This window comes from Endoryza foliicola, assembly GCF_050589245.1.
GTDB lineage: Bacteria > Bacteroidota > Bacteroidia > Chitinophagales > Chitinophagaceae > Endoryza > Endoryza foliicola.
The window spans coordinates 52,542-74,465 of sequence record NZ_JBOBEW010000007.1; the positions used below are offsets into that span (position 1 = coordinate 52,542).

The 21,924-nt window shown below is 40.7% G+C and carries 16 protein-coding genes; 8 read left to right on the forward strand and 8 right to left on the reverse strand.

All coding sequences use genetic code 11. The features are described from left to right. Positions 1-81 precede the first annotated feature (81 nt). On the reverse strand, positions 82-420 hold the full coding sequence (locus tag ACQ2HE_RS15685; protein WP_430896934.1) for a DUF6249 domain-containing protein: 339 nt from the start codon (positions 418-420) through the stop codon (positions 82-84). Between the two features lie 276 nt (positions 421-696). Here ACQ2HE_RS15685 and ACQ2HE_RS15690 point away from each other — a divergent pair, with 276 nt between their 5' ends. Together ACQ2HE_RS15690 and ACQ2HE_RS15695 are read left to right on the forward strand one after the other, a co-directional pair. Further along, entirely contained in the window at positions 697-1,281 is a 585-nt protein-coding gene (locus ACQ2HE_RS15690; RefSeq protein WP_430896932.1) for an RNA polymerase sigma factor, read from the forward strand. Between the two features lie 2 nt (positions 1,282-1,283). Next, positions 1,284-1,814, forward strand: coding sequence for a hypothetical protein (locus ACQ2HE_RS15695; RefSeq protein WP_430896930.1), 531 nt, complete (start codon positions 1,284-1,286; stop codon positions 1,812-1,814). Between the two features lie 272 nt (positions 1,815-2,086). Here ACQ2HE_RS15695 and ACQ2HE_RS15700 read toward each other — a convergent pair whose 3' ends face one another. Then, entirely contained in the window at positions 2,087-4,351 is a 2,265-nt protein-coding gene (locus ACQ2HE_RS15700) for a Tex family protein (protein WP_430896928.1), read from the reverse strand. 110 nt (positions 4,352-4,461) lie between these two features. Continuing rightward, on the reverse strand, positions 4,462-5,145 hold the full coding sequence (locus tag ACQ2HE_RS15705) for an alpha/beta fold hydrolase (protein WP_430896926.1): 684 nt from the start codon (positions 5,143-5,145) through the stop codon (positions 4,462-4,464). A gap of 65 nt (positions 5,146-5,210) precedes the next feature. Here ACQ2HE_RS15705 and ACQ2HE_RS15710 point away from each other — a divergent pair, with 65 nt between their 5' ends. From ACQ2HE_RS15710 to ACQ2HE_RS15735, 6 genes are all read left to right on the forward strand, one after another. After that, positions 5,211-6,572 (forward strand): pyridoxal-phosphate dependent enzyme, encoded by a 1,362-nt coding sequence (locus tag ACQ2HE_RS15710; RefSeq protein WP_430896924.1) that lies wholly within the window; start codon positions 5,211-5,213, stop codon positions 6,570-6,572. Positions 6,573-8,198: 1,626 nt separating this feature from the next. After that, a complete protein-coding gene (locus ACQ2HE_RS15715; protein ID WP_430896922.1) occupies positions 8,199-8,984 on the forward strand; it encodes an ABC transporter substrate-binding protein in 786 nt (261 codons plus the stop codon). An 18-nt stretch (positions 8,985-9,002) separates the two neighbouring features. Further along, complete coding sequence (locus tag ACQ2HE_RS15720; protein ID WP_430896920.1) at positions 9,003-10,106, forward strand: hypothetical protein; 1,104 nt, start codon at positions 9,003-9,005, stop codon at positions 10,104-10,106. 164 nt (positions 10,107-10,270) lie between these two features. Further along, positions 10,271-11,338, forward strand: coding sequence for a class II fructose-bisphosphate aldolase (gene fbaA / locus ACQ2HE_RS15725; RefSeq protein ID WP_430896918.1), 1,068 nt, complete (start codon positions 10,271-10,273; stop codon positions 11,336-11,338). A 134-nt stretch (positions 11,339-11,472) separates the two neighbouring features. Further along, complete coding sequence (locus ACQ2HE_RS15730; RefSeq protein WP_430896916.1) at positions 11,473-12,207, forward strand: methyltransferase family protein; 735 nt, start codon at positions 11,473-11,475, stop codon at positions 12,205-12,207. Between the two features lie 168 nt (positions 12,208-12,375). Next, positions 12,376-12,690 carry a cupin domain-containing protein gene (locus tag ACQ2HE_RS15735; protein WP_430896914.1) on the forward strand — a complete coding sequence of 105 codons (315 nt, stop codon included), beginning with the start codon at positions 12,376-12,378 and terminating at the stop codon, positions 12,688-12,690. Positions 12,691-12,696: 6 nt separating this feature from the next. Here ACQ2HE_RS15735 and ACQ2HE_RS15740 read toward each other — a convergent pair whose 3' ends face one another. The 5 genes from ACQ2HE_RS15740 to ACQ2HE_RS15760 form a co-directional block, all read right to left on the reverse strand. Beyond that, a complete protein-coding gene (locus ACQ2HE_RS15740) occupies positions 12,697-13,410 on the reverse strand; it encodes a phosphatase PAP2 family protein (protein WP_430896912.1) in 714 nt (237 codons plus the stop codon). Between the two features lie 31 nt (positions 13,411-13,441). After that, positions 13,442-14,578, reverse strand: coding sequence for an efflux RND transporter periplasmic adaptor subunit (locus ACQ2HE_RS15745; protein ID WP_430896910.1), 1,137 nt, complete (start codon positions 14,576-14,578; stop codon positions 13,442-13,444). 1 nt (position 14,579) lies between these two features. After that, a complete protein-coding gene (locus ACQ2HE_RS15750) occupies positions 14,580-18,935 on the reverse strand; it encodes a CusA/CzcA family heavy metal efflux RND transporter (RefSeq protein ID WP_430896908.1) in 4,356 nt (1,451 codons plus the stop codon). 47 nt (positions 18,936-18,982) lie between these two features. Beyond that, entirely contained in the window at positions 18,983-19,297 is a 315-nt protein-coding gene (locus tag ACQ2HE_RS15755) for a hypothetical protein (protein ID WP_430896907.1), read from the reverse strand. A 261-nt stretch (positions 19,298-19,558) separates the two neighbouring features. Further along, positions 19,559-21,757, reverse strand: coding sequence for a TonB-dependent receptor (locus ACQ2HE_RS15760; protein WP_430896905.1), 2,199 nt, complete (start codon positions 21,755-21,757; stop codon positions 19,559-19,561). Positions 21,758-21,924 lie beyond the last annotated feature (167 nt).

Genomic DNA, 21,924 nt, shown 5'->3' on the forward strand with positions numbered 1-21,924 from the left:
TGAATGAATAAAGGATCTAATAAATACAAGCGGCCCACTCAAATGAGTGGGCCGCTTCTTTGTTTTTCGGCTAAAAGCTATTTATTTATCGAGTAATTCTTTCTTCTCAATTTTATAAGAGAAGATGAGACCGATTCCACCTCCGATACCAATCAAAGACATATACAAAGGTTCTGCGTCAAAATCAGATTTCAGCACAGTGTGGTCGAGCATGTAAGCTACGAACAATCCTACACCGGCTCCTACTAACAGCAATCCCCATTTCAAGTTTTTGTAAGGAGCAGGACGGTATTCTCTGGGATTCAGTCCTTTTTCAATCATGGCCAAACCTTCACGTTTGTGCATGTAAACAATTCCGAAGACCATCGCAAAACATCCTAAAGGAATTAAGATGGCGGTTAACATTTCTTGAGCACCCATAGTTTTAAATTTTTATTGTAATTATTTAGGTTTCTACAGTATCAGACTACAGGTGAGAAAAAGAGGTTACAGGGGAGGGAACAATTTTTTTAAAAAAAGCGAGAGCGAATCGAATTGTGAATTCTGGGGTTAGTAATTATGGAAATGAAATACACAACGAAGAAGGATGTTTATAAATGGCTATTCGGAGACTATATAATAACAAAAAGAGGAATTCGAATTAAAAACCGAACTTTAGTGTAACCCATGCACCTAAATGGGCGTCTTAGAGGTATCATGTCTGCAGGACTAACAGATAGCGAATTGATACACAGGATAATAGGCGGTGAAACCGCGTATTATGCTGAACTCGTAAAACGATACCAAAACTTCGTTTTCACGATAGCCATGCGCTATACAGAGAGCAGAGAAGATGCGGAGGAAATAGCCCAAGATAGCTTTGTAAAAGCTTATAAGAACTTATCCGATTTTAGAGGTGAAAGTCGCTTCAGTACTTGGCTTTATACCATTGCAACAACTACGAGCTTGAGCTTTTTGAGAAAGAAAAAGCAAAAAGTTCATTCATTGGATGTGGAGCAGGTGTTTGAAGCTGCAGACCAGCAGCAGAGTCATTTTCAGGCTTATTCAGTTGAAAACAAGTCGAAAATACAGATGGTAAACCAAGCCATTGCTTTGTTGAGTGCCGATGATGCCAATCTTATTAGTTTATTTTATAAAGGAGAACAAAGTTTGGAAGAAATTGGAACCATTTTAGGAATTGACCCTAATACGGTAAAAGTTAAGCTACACCGCGCTAGAACCCGCTTGAGAGAAAAAATGCAAACCCATTTTAAAGAAGAGGTCGCAAATTTAAAAAATTGATTATGGAACAGCATTCACATTCAAATGATCCACAAGCGAAAATGGAGTTGGAACTCTGGGATTTCATTGATGGAACTATCCCAGAAGCTCGAAGCAATGAAATCGCCGAATTGATTTCCTCCAATATTGCATGGAGAAATAAATACCATGAGTTATTGGAAGCACATGAATTGCTTCTCAATACAATTGATTTAGAGGAACCTTCTATGCGTTTCACGATGAATGTAATGGAGGAAATTGGTAAGTCGAAGATTACACCCGCTACCCAGTCGTATTTCAATAAAAGGATCATTTGGGGAGTGGCTTGGTTTTTCATTTTGATGATTGCCGGATTCCTTGTGTACGGATTCAGTCAAGTTGAGTTTACCCTCGGTTCCGGCCAATCCGATATTTTTACCAATGTGGTAGACAGTAAAAAAGTAGGTAATTTCTTCAACAACTATACTACAGCTTTTCTAGGAATCACCATGGTTTCCGGACTTATGCTATTAGACATGGTGTTGCAGAAAAAGAGAAAAACAATGGCGCAATAGGAATCAAATATAAAAAAGAAAGGGGCGTTTGTGGTATAACAAACGCCCCTTTTATTTTACTTTTTAATCAGCGGCTTCAAAAACTAGGGGTTGGCTCAGGAACCTGTTCTGCGAACGTAAACACTTTACCTTTCTCGATCCTCCATCCTCCCTCTTCCCTTCCCTTTTCGGCTGTCGCCTCACGAGACTAAAATTCACTCCGCTTCGCTTCGAAAATTTCAGCCTGCTGCCGGCTGTTTCATTTTTAATTATTAATTATTAATTCTTAATTATCAACTCCCTCCCATTTTCTTCTTCAATTCCGCCAGCTTAGCCTGAAAAGGATTCAAGGGTTCCGGCTTTGAAGGCTTGGAGCTTTGAGGCTTTCCTCCCCGTGGTTGCGAGGAGCGCGGTGCGGCATTGTCGGAATTCGATTTCATTGACAATCCAATTCGCTTTCTGGCAACATCTACTTCTGTAACCGTTACCATCACTTTTTGATTCAGCTTCACTACTTCATTGGGATCACTAATATAATGATTGCTCAATTGTGAAATATGCACCAATCCATCTTGTTTCACTCCAATGTCAACAAAGCATCCAAAATTGGTGATATTGGTAACAATACCTGGCACGGTCATGCCTTGTTTTACATCTTCAATTGATTTGATAGTGGCATCGAACTGAAATTCTTCGATTACTGCCCTTGGGTCGCGACCCGGTTTTTCCAGTTCTTTCAAAATATCGTCGATGGTAAAAGAACCGATCTTTTCGGAAATGTATTTCTGCTTATTGATTTGCTTTCTTAAACCTGCATTTTTGATCAGTTCTTCTAAAGAAGCTTGTACATCAGCCGCCATTGTACTCACTAGGGAATAGCTTTCAGGGTGAACAGACGAATTATCGAGTGGATTGGCTGCACCGGGAATTCTCAAAAATCCGGCACATTGCTCGAATGTTTTAGGCCCCATACCGGGAACAGTTTTCAATTCTTCTCTAGATTTGAAAGGACCGTTCTTAGCACGGTATTCTACAATATTTTTAGCCAAATTGGAAGACAATCCCGATACATATACCAAGAGATGGCGAGAAGCTGTATTCACATCTACACCTACATAGTTCACGGCGCTTTCTACAACTCTATCGAGTGCTTCTTTCAATTTGGTTTGGTTCACATCGTGCTGGTACTGCCCTACTCCAATCGACTTTGCATCGATTTTCACCAATTCACTTAATGGATCTAACAAACGACGACCAATACTAACAGCACCGCGTACCGTAACATCTTGATCAGGAAATTCTTCTCTCGCAACTTCTGATGCTGAATAGATAGAAGCGCCGCTTTCATTCACTTGGAACACACTTACTTGTTTTCCAAAATCGATGCTGCGCACCAGCTGTTCGGTTTCTCTACCAGCGGTACCGTTTCCAATACCAATGGCTTCAATATCATATCGATCCACCAAGAATTTCAACTCGGCGATACTTTTAGAGCTTTCATTTTGAGGGGGATGCGGATAGATCGTGGAATTGTGCAAGAAGTTTCCTTGTGCATCTAAACACACCACTTTACATCCGGTACGGTAGCCCGGATCGAGCGCCAAAACTCGCTTGGATCCTAAGGGTGATGCAAGTAACAGTTGGCGTAGGTTCTCTGCGAACACATTGATGGCTTCTTCATCGGCTTTGTTCTTACTCACTAAACGGAATTCATTTTCAATGGATGATTTCAGCAATCGATCATAGGCGTCTTCTACCGCTTTTTTCACTTCTTTTGATGCGGCGTTATTGGCTTTTACAAACAGTGGAGTGATGGCTTCCACCGCAGTTTCTTTATTGATGGTAATATCCATTACCAAATAGCCTTCTTTTTCACCTCTTCTAATTGCCAAAATGCGGTGTGAGGGACAATCGGCCAGTGGTTCACTGAATTCAAAATAATCGCGGTATTTCTGTGCTTCCTCTTCTTCTTTTTTACTGGTCAGTACTTTTGAATACAATACAGCCTCTTCATTGAACAATTGACGTACTTTATCGCGCGCTTGGGCATGCTCACTCACTTGTTCGGCAATAATATCGCGTGCGCCTTGAAGGGCTTCTTTGATATCTTTCACCGGTTCTTTCACAAAAGCTTCAGCCAATTTTTCAGGATCTTCATCAGTTTGTAGCAATAGCTGTTGCGCCAATGGTTCCAACCCTTTTTCAATTGCTTGAGTTGCTCTCGTTTTCCTTTTCGGCTTGTAGGGCAGATAAATATCTTCAAGTGTGGTAGCGTCGAAACAATCTTCGATTTTCTTTTTTAATTCCGGGGTGAGTTTTCCTAATCCATCAATGGTTTTGATAATGGTTTCTTTTCTTTTCTCTAACTCGGAAAAATACTGAATGGAATTCACCACTTCTGCGATCTTCACTTCATCTAAATTTCCGGTTGCTTCTTTACGGTAACGAGCCATGAAAGGAATGGTGGCTCCTTCGGCCTGCAAATCATATACATTTCCAATTTGCTTGAAACTAAGGCCTAAATTTTCGGCGATCTTACTAAGGTACTTTACATCCATAATTTTAAATTCTATCCACAAAAATCAATGAGGGGAGCAAAGGTAGGGAAAAGGAAAATGATGAGGTAATTGGATAATTCGATGATTTGTAGGCCTCAGAGAATGAGGTACTAGAATGTTTTATTCAATCCGCTTAGTTCGGCTTCTAGTATTTCATTGATCCGTTCACTTTGTTGGAGAATCATTAAGTGACCTGCTCCGGGAATTACATGGGTTGGACGTAGCAAACGAATAGGGATGATCCTGTCCTTTGACCCATGAATATGTACAATACTTTGTGGAAATTCCGATTGTTTCCAGTGAATGATTGCCGACATGGACCAACGCAAGTGTTCGGCTTTTGTATTGCGAATCATGTCGCGCAATAACTCTTTTTCATTGCCTGATTCAGTTGAAAAAAAACGCTTTAATAAAGACCCCGCTTTGATGAATGATAAAGGCACCCATTTTTCAGCCTTTATTCCACCTGCCCATCGATACCAAAATGGTAAACCGTTGCTTGTTGGAGTACTTGAAATCAGTATTAGTTTTTGACAATTCTTTATATTGGCTAATTCTGTTACAATCATCCCTCCCATCGACAGTCCTACCAATATGCATGGTTCTTGATTGGGAATTGCAGCTCCCAAGCGGTAAGCATACTCTTTTAAAGATTCTTGTTTCAAAGCCGGAATCCAGTCCAAATAAACCGGCTCAACATATTCGGGCAATTCGATGGAAGCAAAGAGGCGTCGATCGCCTCCAAGTCCGCTCACAAAATATGCCTTGATATGTGATTTGGGTAATTTGTCCATTTCTGACATTAGTTTAACAACGCATGAGGGCTTAAAGTTGTAGTTTTGCAACGCAAATCATGTCTATGGATATCAAAAATAACATTTTAGAGACGATCGGTAACACCCCGTTGATCAAGCTTAACAAGATCACGAAGGACTTACCGGGTCTTATTCTTGCCAAAGTGGATTATTTCAACCCCGGGAACAGTATTAAAGATCGTATGGCATTAAAAATGGTAGAAGTGGCCGAAGAGAAGGGATTGTTAAAACCCGGAGGCACTATCATTGAATGCACCAGTGGAAATACAGGAATGGGTCTGGCTTTAGCTGCCGTTGTGAAAGGGTACAAATCTATATTTGTGACCACTGATAAACAATCGAAAGAGAAGGCTGATATTTTAAAAGCGGTAGGTGCAGAAGTAATTGTTTGTCCAACCAACGTAATGCCTGAAGATCCTGCCAGTTATTACAGTGTGGCGAAACGACTCGCGAAAGAAATTCCCAATTCGTTTCATTTTAATCAGTACGATAATTTGGCGAATCGATTGGCGCATTATGAAACCACCGGTCCTGAGATCTGGAACCAAACCGATGGAAAGATTACACACCTCGTATGTACTGCAGGAACCGGTGGAACGATAACCGGAACAGCGATGTATTTGAAAGAAAAAAATCCAAACATAAAAATTTGGGCGATTGATGTTTATGGCTCTTTGTTAACTAAGTACTTTAGAACAGGCGAAATTGATATGAATGAAGTACACCCTTATATCAGTGAAGGATTTGGAGAAGATTTTGTTCCGCAGAACTACGATATGAGTGTGATTGATCACTTCGAACAAGTAACGGATAAAGACGGGGCTGTAATGGCACGTAGATTAGCCAAGGAAGAAGGATTGTTTTGCGGTTACAGTGCCGGAAGTTGTTTGCAAGGATTGATGCAATTGAAAGATCAATTGAAACCAAGCGATGTTGTCGTATGTATTTTCCATGATCATGGAAGCAGATATGTGGCGAAGATCTACAATGATCAATGGATGATTGAAAGAGGATTTTTGGATGTGAAAACATTCAAAGACATTGTTGCCAGCAGAGGAGCGAAACAAAAGTTATTGACGGTAACTACAACCGATACAGTTCAGAGTGCTGTAGACTTGATGAAGAAATTCAACATTGAGAATATTCCCGTAACCAATGGTTCTGAGATCATTGGATCGATCAGTGAAAGCGGATTATTCAATGCCCTATTGAAAGGAATTGATATTAAAGCCACTACAGTAGGAGAAGTTACAGAAGCAGCTTATCCGGTAGTTGATTTTGAAACTCCGGTAGAGCGCTTAAGCAATATGATAACCAAGGATATCGGTGCAGTACTTGCAAAAGACGAAGCGGGGAATTACCACATTGTAACAAAATACGACGTCATTCAAGCAAAACAACGATAAGTGAATTTGCATATGCCTATTTCAAAAGCCGCTCCCGGAGCGGCTTTTGTTTTTTAGCTCGATTCCGCAATCGTAAAACTACGCATCATTTTTACGCAGTAATACTAGTTTTCAAGGCGTATTTCAACGTATGGAGCGGGAAATACTGTATGCGAATAATTGAGCAATTCTGCTCTTGCGTAGGGAATGAAAGCACTGTACTTTTGTGTCAGAAGTTGATTGATATGATATCAATCTATCCAAATATCCAAGAGAAAGACCAAGAAATTCCAATTGTCCGAAAAACCAAAAAAATCCAATATCAATCAACTTTCTTTTTTTCGATCCAATATCACAATCCATATCCGTTACGAGTTCACAATTTCCAGTTGAAGATCCAGTAAGTCCTGGGAAAACCACAAAATCCAAGATCCAAGTCCTCAGTTTTTAGAATCATTTGTCCTAGAAGAACCAAGGTTACACTAGTTACATTATATCCTTGTCAAACCACAAGTAAAATCCAACGTCTGAGATTAACCACGGAGTTCCAATTCCTGTGTGTAAGAACCGTCTGCATCCAATACCTGCTTCGAGAATCCTAATTCTCGCAGCAGGCGCAGCCGGACAGTTACACTTGCGAACTAGAAAGACAGTGGCTACCAATGTGAAACCCCGCCCGGGGTTGAGTTGTCCGCAAATCGATTAATACGACACAGTATTTCTCCTTCTTCTTTTTTAACGTCTGATTCCCGTTAGATTAAGTTTTGAGTTGTTAAGTTTTAAGTTATTAAGTTCTGCGCGAAGAAGTCGCGAAGTATTTTTTGACCACGGATAGCTCAGATTAAAGCAGATTGACACAGATTAGTCTCTGAATTTCGGAGTGGTTCACCACGGCAGCGCAGCGTTTTTCGTTGCGAACCTTTGCGATCTTTGTTTCTTTGCGGTAAAGTAAAAAGATCTAAAAAATTGACGACTGAAATAAATGAGAGCTTTTTACCACGGATAGCTCAGATTAAAGCAGATTGACACAGATTAGTCTCTGAATTTCGGAGTGGTTCACCACGGCAGCGCAGCGTTTTTCGTTGCGAACCTTTGCGATCTTTGTTTCTTTGCGGTAAAGTAAAAAGATCTAAAAAATTGACGACTGAAATAAATGAGAGCTTTTTACCACGGATAGCTCAGATTAAAGCAGATTGACACAGATTAGTCTCTGAATTTCGGAGTGGTTCACCACGGCAGCGCAGCGTTTTTCGTTGCGAACCTTTGCGATCTTTGTTTCTTTGCGGTAAAGTAAAAAGATCTAAAAAATTGACGACTGAAATAAATGAGAGCTTTTTACCACGGATAGCTCAGATTAAAGCAGATTGACACAGATTAGTCTCTGAATTTCGGAGTGGTTCACCACGGCAGCGCAGCGTTTTTCGTTGCGAACCTTTGCGATCTTTGTTTCTTTGCGGTAAAGTAAAAAGATCTAAAAATCTGATGACTGAAATCAATGAGAGCTTTTTTTACCACGGATAGCTCAGATTAAAGCAGATTGACACAGATTAGCCCTCTATATTCAATCAACCTGACTGCCGGCTGTTTCATTATTAATTCTTCATTATTAATTATTAATTCCCTCTCTATCTTCGCCTAAAAAATTCCATGCCGCTTTACATCGATCAAATGAATCGAGAAGTGATGATTCCTGAAACGCCGCAACGGATAGTTTCACTCGTTCCTTCGCAAACAGAATTGTTGGCAGATTTGGGCTTAGGTGATCGTGTGGTGGGCATTACCAAATTCTGTATCCATCCTAGTGAATGGTTTCGATCTAAAACCAGAGTAGGCGGAACGAAGCAGTATCATTACAACATCATTGATGCTCTACAACCCGATCTTATTATTGGCAATAAAGAAGAAAATGAGCAAGGCGGAATTGAATACCTAAGTGAACGCTATCCGGTTTGGATCAGTGATATTAACGGATTGGGAGATGCGGTGAAGATGATTGAACAAATAGGTAACATCACTAAAACCGCTGATAAGGCTACAAGCATCATTGCATCAATTCAAAAAGAATTTCAAATCTGCAGCCGGATATTTCAAGAAGAATCTGTGGCTTATTTCATCTGGAATGAACCGATGATGGTGGTTGGCAGTTCTACGTTTATTGATGAAATGCTGCATCATATCGGGATTCGAAATTGCTTCTTTCTTCAACAACGCTATCCGGTTATTACCGAACAAGAATTGATAGAAGCAAAACCTGATTTCATATTCTTGTCTTCAGAACCCTACCCATTCAAAGAAAAACACCTTGCTTATTTCAAATCAATGCTTCCAAATGCGAAAGTAATGTTAGTGGATGGCGAGTATTTTAGTTGGTATGGATCGCGACTGGCGAACGCTCCTGCCTACTTTTTAAGTTTGTTTGAGCAATTGCGATGATGTAACTTCAAGCTACGTATGGACTTTATTGAAATAGCACAAAATCCGGGAAAAGATCCGGAGAAACCCTCCAGAAGAAAAGCGATCTATCAAATCAACGATCAACTAAGGGGTTATTTAAAAACGCATGGCCGTGAGGTGAAGCTTCCGGTCATGTATAGAGATTTACTGCGTTTTACTTATTCAGTTCCACTTAAAGATAAAAATGGCAAAGACACGCACTGGGAAACAGTGTTGTACGATACCCCACAATGGGAGTTTCTGAGAGAAGGATTGGTGACCATTTATGCGATCCTAAAAACAGAGGGTGACTTGAGTTATACCAAACATTTGGATGTAGCACGTGTTGACTTTTGCAGTTTCGGAAATTCACAGCCATTTAGAATTCGTATCGTAAACAAATACAACGACAACTACGATCACTACTACATTAAAATAGCCGATGCCAGCAGGGTTTATGGATTGGAATTGGAACATATTCTTTCGCCGAACCGGATTACTTATTTCACTTACTACCAAACTTTAGTAGAAGAGCACATCCCTGGGATTCCTGGTGATTCGTTTATTGAAAACATGATGGATCAACCTTTTAACAATCGCATTCGATTGGCAAAAGAGTTTGTAAAATTCAATGAGCGTTGTTTTGTTCGTTTACTAGGTGATATGAGAAGCTACAACTTCGTAATAGATATTACACCCGATATTGAAGACTATCAATACCGCATACGAAGCATCGATTTTGACCAACAAAGCTATGAGGGAAGAAAGAGTTTGTACCTGCCTCAATTTTTTAAAGAAAACAAAGCTTTCGTAGACTTATCTCTAAAGCACCTGAATAAAGACTCGATTGAGCAATACCAAACCGAAGAACGTACCATGATGGCCTTAAGAGTAGCCAGTTCGAGGTTTCGCCTAATGGATTTGTTGAACATCATGGTAAAGGACGAACTCTCTCCTCCTGAAAAAGTGGCTTCTTTGAGGAAAGAATTGGCCGAATACCACCATCAACCCTTGTTTCTGAAATGTCAGTCGATGGGTCAAATTGTGAAACTACAACTGAAACAAACCCTTCGTAAGAACCTGCTATTGGCGCAAAAAATCATGAGTAAGTCGGCAGATTAAGAAATTGTTAGTGCAAACCCCTACTTAACAAACGAACGTTATCGGCTTTTTTTTCGCAAAAAAGGCAGGAAGCCTTACCTTAGCGGTCCGTAATCACCCTTTTTGCTTGCTTTGGAGGGAACCATTTATAACAAAACCCGAAAAAGAGTAATTTAAAAAACACAATGAAAAAGTACAAAGCCGGGGTGCTATTTGGCGAAGAGCTGGAAGCACTCTACAACGACGCTAAAGACAATCAATTTGCCATTCCTGCCGTAAACACTACTGGTACCGACACCATTAATGCAGCCTTGGAAGCAGCAGCCAAAGTAAACTCTCCTATCATTGTTCAGTTTTCGAACGGTGGTGCCCAGTTTATTGCCGGTAAAGGAATGCCTAATGAATCATTACAAGCGAATATTTCCGGAGCAATTTCCGGAGCCTTACATATTCACAATGTTGCCAAATACTATGGAGTTCCCGTGGTATTGCATACTGACCATGCTGCCAAAAAATGGTTGCCTTGGATCAGCGCTTTAATTGATGCAGGTGAACAACACAAGAAAGAAAAAGGTATTCCCTTGTTCAGCAGCCACATGTTGGATCTGAGCGAAGAACCAATTGAAGAAAACATTGAGATTTCAGTGGAGTATTTCAAAAGAATGGCTCCATTGGGAATGAGTATTGAAATTGAATTGGGTGTAACAGGCGGTGAAGAAGATGGAGTGGACAATTCCGATGTTGAAAATTCCAAATTGTATACTCAACCAGCCGATGTTGCCTATTCCTATGAGCGTTTGAAAAAAGTTGGCAACCTGTTTACAGTAGCAGCCGCTTTCGGAAACGTTCACGGTGTATACAGCCCCGGTAACGTACAATTGCGTCCGGAAATTCTTCACAATTCTCAATTGCACATTCAAAAAACATTTGGCACCGGTGAAAAACCCGTTTACTTTGTATTCCACGGTGGTAGCGGTTCTCCGCAACATCAGATTCGCGAAGCAATTGGCTATGGTGCTATCAAAATGAATATCGATACCGATTTGCAATGGGCATTTTGGGAAGGAGTGTTGAACTACTACAAGAAGAATGAAGCTTATTTGCAAGGACAATTAGGCAACCCAGAAGGTGCTGAAAAGCCCAACAAGAAGTACTATGACCCTCGTGTATGGTTGAGAAAAGGAGAAGAAACCTTTATCAAACGTTTGGAGCAGTCGTACGAAGATTTGAACTGTATCAATAGAAACGCATAAATGCGTTGAAGAATAGTAAGAAAACCCTGTAGTAAAATACTACAGGGTTTTTTATATCTTTAAACTTTCATCATTTCTTAATGTCTCATTGCTGAAACATTCTTAAATTTAGGAACACACTACAACTACACAACATGAGACTTCAGAATCAAATGGTCTCCGATGGCAACATTCTATTCAAGCATCGGGGCTGGCTTCCTGTTTTAATCCTAATTCCTGCCTTAGCAGTAAAGTATTTCAGCGACCAAAAATTCATCGACACCAGCGGCAGTGAAAATGAATGGTATCACTATCTCTGTTACGCTGTTTCTATTTTCGGACTGGTTATTCGCTTTGTTACCGTTGCCAGAGCTGATAAAAACACATCCGGTAGAAATATATCAGCCGGTCAGGTTGCAGACAGTTTAAACACCACCGGTATTTATTCCATTTGCCGCCATCCATTGTACATCGGAAATTTCTTTATGTGGTTAGGCGTTGGTATGCTCACGTATCACTTGTGGTTCATTGTATCCTTTGTTTTGTTCTACATCGTATATTATGAGCGGATCATTTTAGCAGAAGAGGCGTATTTGGCATCTAAGTTTCAGCCTGCTTATGATGAATGGACTGAAAAGACTCCGGCAATCTTACCTAGCTTCGGCAAATGGAAGCCATTCTCGAATTGTATGAATCTTTGGAAAGGATTGAAGCAAGAGAAAACCGGTATTATGCTTTTGAATATTGTTTTCTTGTTATTCATTTCAGTTGAAACGCAGAACTTCAATTGGAATTGGGAAGAAAATATGATTTGGATGATTCTTTTTGGAGCCGGTATTGCTTATTATGTTATTGTGAAGGGAATTGAGAAAGCAACCAAAACTGCTTAATAACATTTAACGAATAATTGTTGATAATTAAACAGAATCAATGCAGGTTCATCACTTATCTTTGATGCACTGAAACACACAGAACCGCATTGGTTCATATTCCTATAAAAAGATCGTGACCCTGTCCGCTTCGGCCGTCAGGGTTTTTTTATTTTAAAAAAAGACCACATGCCATCAATCAATCAAATTCCCGCCAAGTTACTGAGCCAGGGCATTCTCGGCAATTATATTCACGGAACCGATGCTACAGTAGGCTATGTATCCATTGAAAAAGGGAGTGTACTCGGATTGCATCATCACATCAATGAGCAGATCACTTATATTGTAAAAGGTCAATTGGACATGAAAATAGGGGGCGTAGAAGTTTCCTTGAAAGAAGGCGATTACTATGTAATTCCCTCCAATACTCCTCATGAAGCGTTTGCACCGATGGATTGTGTGGTGATAGATGTTTTTACACCTGTAAGAGAAGATTACAAATAACAGCTATCAGAATCGAACCCACGCAGTCAAGCTTGTTATTTTACGTTCATACGAAGGGAGTACCGTAAACTGAAAATTTTTCTTCCATCGATAACGGTGCGTTCTATATGCAATTTCTGTAGAAAGAATACCAAGGCCTGCGCCGGTCATTACATCCGTGATCCAATGTCGGTTGTGAGCAACGCGCATCACGCCTACTGCTGATGCTACTGCGTAGCCACCAATGGAATACCAAATACTTTTGTAACCAAACTCTTTGTGAAAGAAATGTGCGCTTAAGAAAGCCTGAGCCGTATGCCCTGAAGGGAAAGACTGAAAGTTGCTTCCATCGGGCCTTTCTACATTCGACCAGTGCTTGATCGCAAAAACCGAGATCAACATCATAGCTTCCGCTTTGGCTAAAATAACAGATCGGTTGGCAAAATCCGTTTTAGGCTTTACTCCTACCCACTCAAGTCCATACACCATAGCAGCAGGCAATACAGTACCAATGTTATCGATTTGTTTGTGCCATCCTTGATTCTCAAGTTTGCCTTGAAATGAAATACGGTGTTTGTTAATAATTGAGCTATCTACAGTCCCCCACACTCCCAATGCGATAAGCCCGCCTGAGAGATAATGCGGCCATTTGCGAGCATTAGTATTCACAACCGAGGGCGATTTCGTTTTCAACGCATAAACCGTAGTATCGGCTTGTGCCGATACTAGGTTAAATGACATTAGCCACAACACTATCCACCAAAATCGAAATCTATTCATCTGAAGTATTCTTCATCTTACTTAAAATAGCGTAAGCATTTTTTCGAACATACTGCTTTGACTCATTGAGCCCTTCTGCTGTGATGGCTACGAAGCCGTTTTCATGTACTCCCGTAGTCACAGGAATCATTTTGAAATTCGTGTTACTGAGAGCCTCAAAAACATATTCCTGATTTCCAAAGCGCACCACCCCTTCTTCAGGTATTGTTAGTGCCTTAACATTGTTAACCATCACTCGTGCGTTCAAGAACATGCCGGGCAATAATTGCTTGGGCTTTGTTTCAAAATGACAATGAATGATCCCACTTCTGTTTTCATCAATGTTTCTGGAAATAAGGATTACTTCCCCGTCGTATACTTTGTTGGGTTCATCTGCGAATACAATTTTCACTTTTTGCCCCATTGCGATCTTTGCAATGTCCTTTTCAAAAACCGTTAAGGCAGCGTGAATATCGTTCGGGTCGATCAATTCAAACAACACATCCGATGGATTTACAAACTTACCAATGTTCACATTTACTTTAGCTACAAATCCATTGATCGGTGAATAGATCGGCACAGAGCGCGTTAGGTTTTGAGACGACAAATTATCAGGATTGATGCCAATAAGTTTCAGCTTCTCACTCAAACCTTTCACCATTATTTGCGTGGCCTCGTAATCTGCTTTTGCCAGCTGATACACTTTTGCTGCATTTACTTCGCCAGCTCTCAATTCCTTTTGACGAGTCAATTCCAATTCTGTCATATTCAATTTCACTAACCCTGATAAATAATCCTGCTGCAATTGAATAAGACCTTGATCCTCCATAACCGCAATGGCTTCTCCTTTATTCACATGTAACCCCGGCAGTAATTTCGTCGATTTCAAGTATCCACCCATTGGAAAGCTTACAGACACGATGTTCTGAGGTGGTACATCCACGGTTCCATTCAACTTTATTTCTTCATTGATGGTTTGATTGGTGAGTACCCCAGCTTCAATTCCGGCATTTTTGAGCTGTATCTCAGTCAAAGAGACGGTCTCAACACTGATATCTTTTTTGGTATCGGCTGTTGCATCCTTTTTAGTATCGGCTCCTCCGCAAGCAGCAAATATTGATACGCAAACTATGTATTGTAAGTATTTCATGTTATTTCATTCCGTTTAAATAATTCAATTCTATTTTTTGTTGATTGTTCAACGACAAAGCATTGATATATCCAACTTTTATCTGAAGGGCTTGTTGCATGTGCAAAGCCCATTCGGCATATCCAATATCTCCTTGCTGAAAAGCAATTTGAGCCGTTTTTAACAACAGATCAGCTTGTTTCAATCCGGAAGATTCGTAATACTGAATCTCCGAATTGGATTGCACATATTGCTGAAACACCTGTTGATATTGAGTACTTCGAGCACTATCAAGCAATTGCCTTTGATAAACTGCTCCTTCAATCAAGCGATTGGTAGCAGCAATTTTCGTTCGTGTTGCTTTTGTAAACAAGGGAAGTCCTACTCCTACGGAGGCAATATTGAACCGATTGGAGGCACTGTAGTACTTCTGATTGATTCCATCGGGGCTTTGCCAACCTTTGATAGAAAGGTTACTGTAACCTAGCGAAAACTGCGGCAGTAACAGAGAAGATTCAGCTTTTTGTTGCGACTTCAACAAGGCAATTTGTTGTTCTTGTCGTGCAATTAAAGGATGGGAGCCATTCCACTCAATTGATACTGCGGTTGGATAAACTGCTTTACTATACTCGGGTTGTACCACATAGTTCGCATGCATCAAGTATTTCAATTGCAATTGCGCTTTCTTGAAATCAGTTTGCAACTGAGAAGCTTGCAATCTTAATTGCTGCAAAGCAACTTCAGCATTGGCCTTTTCCAACAAATTGGTTTCACCTGTTTTGTAACGAAGAGAAGAAGCCTTCAAGATATTTGAATACAAAGAATCGAGCTGTACGATCAATTTCATTCTTTCTTCGAGGTCCACCAATTGATAAAAAACCAATGATGCCTCTTTTTTAATGGCATGAAGTGCCAACGCTTCATCAGCCTTGGTAAGATTGAACTGCGATTCGTACAAACGTTTTTGTCGATTGTACACAGCCGGCGCTTGAAAGGTCTGATTCACAAAAAAGCGCGTATCTGAAAATGCACTGTTGATGTTTCCGTATTCCAGCCCCAGTTGGGTAGGAGCTGTTTCAAAAACATGTTTACTTAGTTCATTCCAATAGGCAGCTTGTTGTTGAATACTCTTCAATTGAATGTTTTCTCGTTCTATTCTAGCAACAACTGAATCCAAACTCAGTTTTTGTTCTTGAGCGAAAGAAGGCAAAGTCAAAAACAAAACAAGTATTGTGGCGATTGTTTTATCGGCTTTCATATGAAAATGCTTCTTTTCTATTAAAGTATAAAGCAATGGTAATAGAAGAAGTGTAAGAATGGTTGCCGTAATAAGTCCTCCAATTACAACCGTTGCTAAAGGCCTCTGTACTTCGGCACCGGCGCCATTGCTGAGGGCCATGGGCAAGAATCCAAGTGAAGCTACTGCAGCAGTCATCAATACAGGACGTAGGCGAAGTTTGGTTCCCTCCAAAACAATGTAGTTCAGATCTTGAATACCTTGTTTTTTCATTCGATTGAACTCGGAAATCAATACAATACCGTTCAACACTGCTACACCAAATAGGGCAATAAAACCAATACCTGCTGAAATGCTGAATGGCATAGAACGAAATACCAGAGCAAAGATTCCACCGATCGCTGAAAGCGGAATGGCAGAAAATATGAGTAGGCCGTATTTGAAATTCCCGAATGCAAAATACAACATGATAAAAATAAGCAAGAGGGCCACCGGTAAAGCTATCGACAAACGTGCTTTTGCTTGAACCAAATTCTCAAATTGGCCTCCGTAGGTTACATAATAGCCGGGACTCATCTTCAAATTTGCATCCACTTTCTTTTGAAGTTCTGAAACAATTGATGCTACATCTCTTCCTCTAACATTGAATCCTACAACAATTCGTCGCTTTGCTTCTTCTCGTTGAATTTGGTTAGGTCCGTCTTTAATTTGAATATCGGCTACTTCACTCAAAGGAATCTGCAAACCGGTTGGCGTAGGAATCAGTAATTGACGAATATCATCCAACGACTTGCGTTCGTTGCTTTTTACCCGAACAACTAAATTAAAACGTCGCTCATTTTCATAAATCATTCCAGCAGATTCCCCAGCGAAAGCTGCTTTTACAATTTGATTGACATCGGTGATGGACAATTGGAAACGAGACATTGCCTCACGATTGTAATCAACCACTATTTGTGGCAGGCCGGTAACTGCTTCAACATATAAATCGGCAGTACCATCAACTTTTTTAATCATTTCACCTAATGCACCGGCGTATTTCGATAAGGAATCAAGATCTTCTCCAAATATTTTACAAACTACGTCTTGTCGAGCTCCGGTCATTAACTCATTAAAGCGCATTTGAACAGGGAACTGAAAACCCACGGTTACTCCGGGTACTTCTTCCAAAGCAGTGCTCATTTTTGTTGCGAGTTCATCGAATGTTTTGGCTGAAGTCCATTCATGCTTGTCTTTCAAAATTACCATCATATCAGATGCATCTACAGGCATGGGATCGGTTGGAATTTCCCCCGAACCGATCTTGGTAACAACTTTTTTCACTTCTGGGAAGCGAGTTAAAAGTATATGCGCTGTTTTTTGTGTTACTTCAATGGTATTGGTAAGGGAACTACCCGTAAGTAGTCTAGTATCAACGGCAAAATCGCCTTCTTCTAATTTGGGAATGAACTCGCCTCCAAGGGTTGTCATCACCCAAATACTCACTGCGAGTAATACTGCGGCTGATCCAATAAAGGTTTTAGGATTTTTTAGGACGAATTTTAATAACGGGGTGTACCATTTTTCCAAGGCCGTCATCATTTTGTCGGCCCAAGTTGCCTTATGATTAATCTTTTTATTAAGCACCAAAGAACTAATCATCGGAATATAGGTAAGAGATAATATAAAGGCGCCAATTAATGCGAAGGAAACCGTTTGAGCCATGGGCTTGAACATTTTTCCTTCAATACCTACCAAGGTAAGAATAGGTAGGTACACAATGAGAATGATGATTTGTCCAAATACGGCAGCGTTCATCATTTTTCCGGAAGAGTGCTCTACTTCAGCATTCATCGTTTCTTGGGAAACCCTAGTTATATCGGAGAATTGTTTACTGTGATAGAGTCGGTGCATCACTGCTTCTACAATGATTACGGCACCGTCTACGATCAATCCAAAATCGAGCGCCCCCAAACTCATCAGGTTTCCGGATACGCCAAATAAATTCATCATGATGATTGCAAAGAGCATTGCCAAGGGAATAACGGAAGCCACAATTAAACCGGCTCTTATATTACCTAAGAAAAGCACCAAAACGAAAATCACAATCAAAGCGCCTTCTAGCAAGTTTTGCTTTACTGTACCAATAGCATTGTTAACCATTTTAGTGCGATCCAAAAACGGTTCAATGGTAACGCCTTCAGGCAGTGTTTTTTCGATTTGGGTTATGCGGTCTTTTACATCTTTAATTACTTTAGAAGAATTCGCTCCCTTCAACATCATTACAACCGCGCCGGCTACTTCACCTTGGTCGTTGAAACACATGGCCCCATAACGTACAGCGGTACCTAGTTTTACTTCGGCAACATCTCTTACAAAAACAGGAATACCATTAGTGGTATGCTTCACGAAAATACTTCCGATATCGGCCATGCTTTTGGCCAAGCCTTCTGTTCGGATGTATAGAATATTGGGACCCTTTTCAATGTAAGCACCACCTGTATTTTGATTGTTCCCTTGCAAGGCATTGAAAACATCTTTGATGTTCACGCCCATGCTTTTGAGTTTGTCGGGAGAAACTGCTACTTCGTATTGTTTCAAGAAACCGCCGAAGCTACTCACGTCAGCTACTCCGGGAGTTCCCAAGAGTTGTCGACGTACGATCCAATCTTGTATGGTTCGAAGGTCCATGGCACTGTACTTGCCTTCGTATCCTTTTTTCGGACGTACAGCGTACTGAAAAATCTCACCAAGGCCCGTGGTAACAGGTGCCAGTTCCGGTTTGCCTGCATCTGCCGGAATTTGATCTTTTACTTGGTTCAGTTTTTCGGTGACTTGTTGACGAGCCCAATACACATCTGTGGCATCATCAAATACAACGGTTACTAAGCTTAATCCGAAACGAGAGAAAGAACGCATCTCTTTGATGCCCGGCACACTTGCCACCGATTGCTCGATGGGAAATGTAATCAATCGCTCTACTTCCGGAGCTGCTTGAGAGGGGGAAACGGTTATGATCTGAACTTGGTTATTGGTAATATCGGGCACCGCATCAATGGGTAGTCGTTGTAAATCATAAATACCGAGCCCAACTAATGCAAGCACTAGAATACCAATAATCAGCTTGTTCGCGATGGAAAAGCGAATTATTCTATTTAACATGAAAATTTATTTAGCCTAAAAAGAAAATACGATGAATCAATATGGTATTAGGCTAGTCTTGGAGGTTGGAAAACATCACGCAAGCATGCCAAATGCTCGGCGCTTTCATCGTGTGGGAAGATTTGTTTCTGTATAACTGGAGGGTTTGGGCTCACCTCAAAAAAGAGTACGGGAGCTTCACAAATACTTACGGAGTAGACCATGCAATCTGAACTTCTGAACGGTAACTGTTGGTCTTGTTGGTAATCATCGTCCACCTCGAAAATACCTTTGTAGTGAATTTTGATAAAATCCAAAACCGAGAGAGAAGGGTCATTTTTCGAATGCTGGGTGTAGTGTTGAATGAATGCGGGAATCTTCATTAACTGATGAAACTCAGAGAATGAGAAGGAGTAAATTACTAGAAAGAATATGCCAAGCGCTTTCCGCATTACCCCGAAGGTACGAGGAATTTTGGAAAATGACAATATTTGTAGGCAGCGGGGGTTAGGCGCTAGGCTTTAGGCTTTAGGCGCTAGGCTTTAGGCTTTAGGCGCAGCTTCGCTGCGGAATGAGACGCAAAGGAAAAAGTTGAGGAAGTTACGCAATGTATATAGCGGAATAAAAAATCGTTCGCTCACTTTTTAATTGATACTTATTCTGCAACCTGCGTATATTCTGACACCTTGATTTGGAGCAAAGACGTAATTGGGATCGAAGGTAAGTGCATAGGGATTGTTAGGGGTAGCAAGTGGCTGGCCGCCGGGATCCCATGAAACTTGCTTATCAAAAGGGTCATTGGCACGGGCGATAAGGAAGGGAGTTTCTATAGCAGGGGTCCAATTGAACAGATTTCGAATGCCTGAGTAAAACTCAACACCTTTTCTTGCCTTATAACTTATCTGAATATTGTGAATCGAATAAGGCTTTGAATAGGCAGGCCTTGGATCTAAGTTATTTTGTAAAGGCAATCGCATGCCTCCATATCCCCAGCAAGAATAATCGAACGTGAACTGCTTGTTGAGATAATAGCTCAGTCCGGCATTCACACTCCAAGCTTCAGTAAACATCAATCGCTCCCTTCTATCATTTTTGTTCTGGTAAATATCCTGAAGGGTTACTCCCATATTAAATCTCAATTCAGGTATGGGAGCTGTTTCCAGACTCGTTGAGATTCCTTTTGAATAAACACCCTCTTGATTATTTGCATAGATGATTTTATTCGCATCGGTTGTGTAATCAGGAATGATTTTATTACTGAATATGGAATACCAAAAATTGGATTCCCACTCCCACCAACCCCAGTTCGTACTCCAGGTTTTGGTGTATTGAAGAGAAATATTGGTGGAGCGTTCAGGCTTCAAGGCTTCTTTAAATTCCACTTTTCGCGCACCGGTAAGTGCCGCATGATCTTCTGTAAAAACTTGCACCGTTCTAAAACCCATTCCGGTTGAAAACCGAACGGTGTTCAACTCATTGATGTTCCACTTTCCCGCAAAACGTGGAGTAAACACCCATCCATGAACCGGATGATAATCCATTCGAGCACCTGCTAAAAGTGTAAGGGCTTCAGTCGGCCGCCATTCCAATTGTGCAAATGCACCCGGGATGAAGTCTTGGGTAGGTATCGATTTGCCGGTGCTGCTATCTTTAGTAAGTAAAGTGTTGTCGTCATATCCATTGAACCTCACAGCTGTACCCAATAAGTAGTCGAAACGCTTACCAGTTTTATTACTTACTAATTGAAGAAATCCTGTTTGCTGCGAAGCGATAAATGATGTGGTACCGTAAAATGAATTTTGCTTATGCATTACATAAGACCCGGAAAGCTTTAAAGGAAGTTTGGTTGAAAATTGATGATCTCCCAATACTTCCAATCGAGAAGTGTAAATGCTTTCAGCATATATGCTATCAGACCCTCGCCAAGTTTTTGACCAATTGGTTTGCCCACCCCATCTGTCTTCGTACATGTAACGTACCAAGAATTGCGATTTCAAACCATTTAACTTTGTAAATACGGCTGCTCTTTTTTGTTGACTTAAATCTGTAAAGCCATCTCCATTCTTATCAATTCGATTATTGAATAAGAAGGTATTCATTCCTGTTAGCAAATTCAGGTTCGTCGAAAGTTTGGTTTTTACTGCCCATTCCAATGAAGTTTCACCCCAAGAATTTGAATTTAGTTCAGTAAATAGTTTTGGCGCTTTAGCTGCTGTTTTCGTGATGATATTGATCACTCCCCCCATTGCCTCTGATCCGTATAGAGAGGAAGCCGGACCTTTTACCAATTCTATTCGATCTACCAAAGAGGCAGGAATATTAGTCAGTCCATAAACAGCCCCCAAGCTGCTGATTAGCGGCATACCGTCGATGAGTACCAAGGTATAGGGGCCATCCATCCCGTTAATACGGATGTCTCCCGTATTGCAAACGTTACAATTTACTTGTGGCCGAACACCATTTACCAATTGCAAGGCATCAAAAACCGTATTGCTTGCAATTTTTTTGAATTGGGTACCGGAGATCAAAGAAACAGCAATGGGGCTTTTAGATCGGAGTACCGGTTTTAATGTTCCCGATACCACAACCGGATCAAGGGCTGTAGGTTGCTTTACTAGTGCAACTAAGTTCTCTCCTGCTTCAATGCGCAAGAATTTTGTTGCATAACCAACCGCACTGATACGCAGTTCCTTACCCAACCACGAATTACTAGAAGCAATTCCTTGTTCAGAAGTCTTCACCCCATCCCTACCCAACGAAACAGTAGCATGAGGAATAGGCTTGGCATCTGCACTATCAATCACTTTTACTGACTGTGCGGCCCCTTTTACAATGAATGCCATGAATAATATGAAAAGAAAATGCCTCAATTTTTAGATATGTCTAAATTAATATTTAGACAAATATACGTTTTTATTTGAGAAGACACTAATGGTGAGTGGGGAAAATGGGGTTGGGTATTAGGCTTTAGGTATTGGGCTTTGGGCGTTTGGCTTTGGGGTTTGGGGTT

Coding starts and splice junctions, on each gene's coding strand:
- ACQ2HE_RS15690 (WP_430896932.1), top strand. CDS start 697: ATGTCTGCAGGACTAACAGATAGCGAATTGATACACAGGATAATAGGC.
- ACQ2HE_RS15705 (WP_430896926.1), bottom strand. CDS start 5,145: ATGGACAAATTACCCAAATCACATATCAAGGCATATTTTGTGAGCGGA.
- ACQ2HE_RS15685 (WP_430896934.1), bottom strand. CDS start 420: ATGGGTGCTCAAGAAATGTTAACCGCCATCTTAATTCCTTTAGGATGT.
- ACQ2HE_RS15695 (WP_430896930.1), top strand. CDS start 1,284: ATGGAACAGCATTCACATTCAAATGATCCACAAGCGAAAATGGAGTTG.
- ACQ2HE_RS15715 (WP_430896922.1), top strand. CDS start 8,199: ATGCCGCTTTACATCGATCAAATGAATCGAGAAGTGATGATTCCTGAA.
- ACQ2HE_RS15720 (WP_430896920.1), top strand. CDS start 9,003: ATGGACTTTATTGAAATAGCACAAAATCCGGGAAAAGATCCGGAGAAA.
- ACQ2HE_RS15740 (WP_430896912.1), bottom strand. CDS start 13,410: ATGTCATTTAACCTAGTATCGGCACAAGCCGATACTACGGTTTATGCG.
- fbaA (WP_430896918.1), top strand. CDS start 10,271: ATGAAAAAGTACAAAGCCGGGGTGCTATTTGGCGAAGAGCTGGAAGCA.
- ACQ2HE_RS15700 (WP_430896928.1), bottom strand. CDS start 4,351: ATGGATGTAAAGTACCTTAGTAAGATCGCCGAAAATTTAGGCCTTAGT.
- ACQ2HE_RS15735 (WP_430896914.1), top strand. CDS start 12,376: ATGCCATCAATCAATCAAATTCCCGCCAAGTTACTGAGCCAGGGCATT.
- ACQ2HE_RS15710 (WP_430896924.1), top strand. CDS start 5,211: ATGGATATCAAAAATAACATTTTAGAGACGATCGGTAACACCCCGTTG.
- ACQ2HE_RS15730 (WP_430896916.1), top strand. CDS start 11,473: ATGAGACTTCAGAATCAAATGGTCTCCGATGGCAACATTCTATTCAAG.
- ACQ2HE_RS15750 (WP_430896908.1), bottom strand. CDS start 18,935: ATGTTAAATAGAATAATTCGCTTTTCCATCGCGAACAAGCTGATTATT.
- ACQ2HE_RS15760 (WP_430896905.1), bottom strand. CDS start 21,757: ATGGCATTCATTGTAAAAGGGGCCGCACAGTCAGTAAAAGTGATTGAT.
- ACQ2HE_RS15745 (WP_430896910.1), bottom strand. CDS start 14,578: ATGAAATACTTACAATACATAGTTTGCGTATCAATATTTGCTGCTTGC.
- ACQ2HE_RS15755 (WP_430896907.1), bottom strand. CDS start 19,297: ATGAAGATTCCCGCATTCATTCAACACTACACCCAGCATTCGAAAAAT.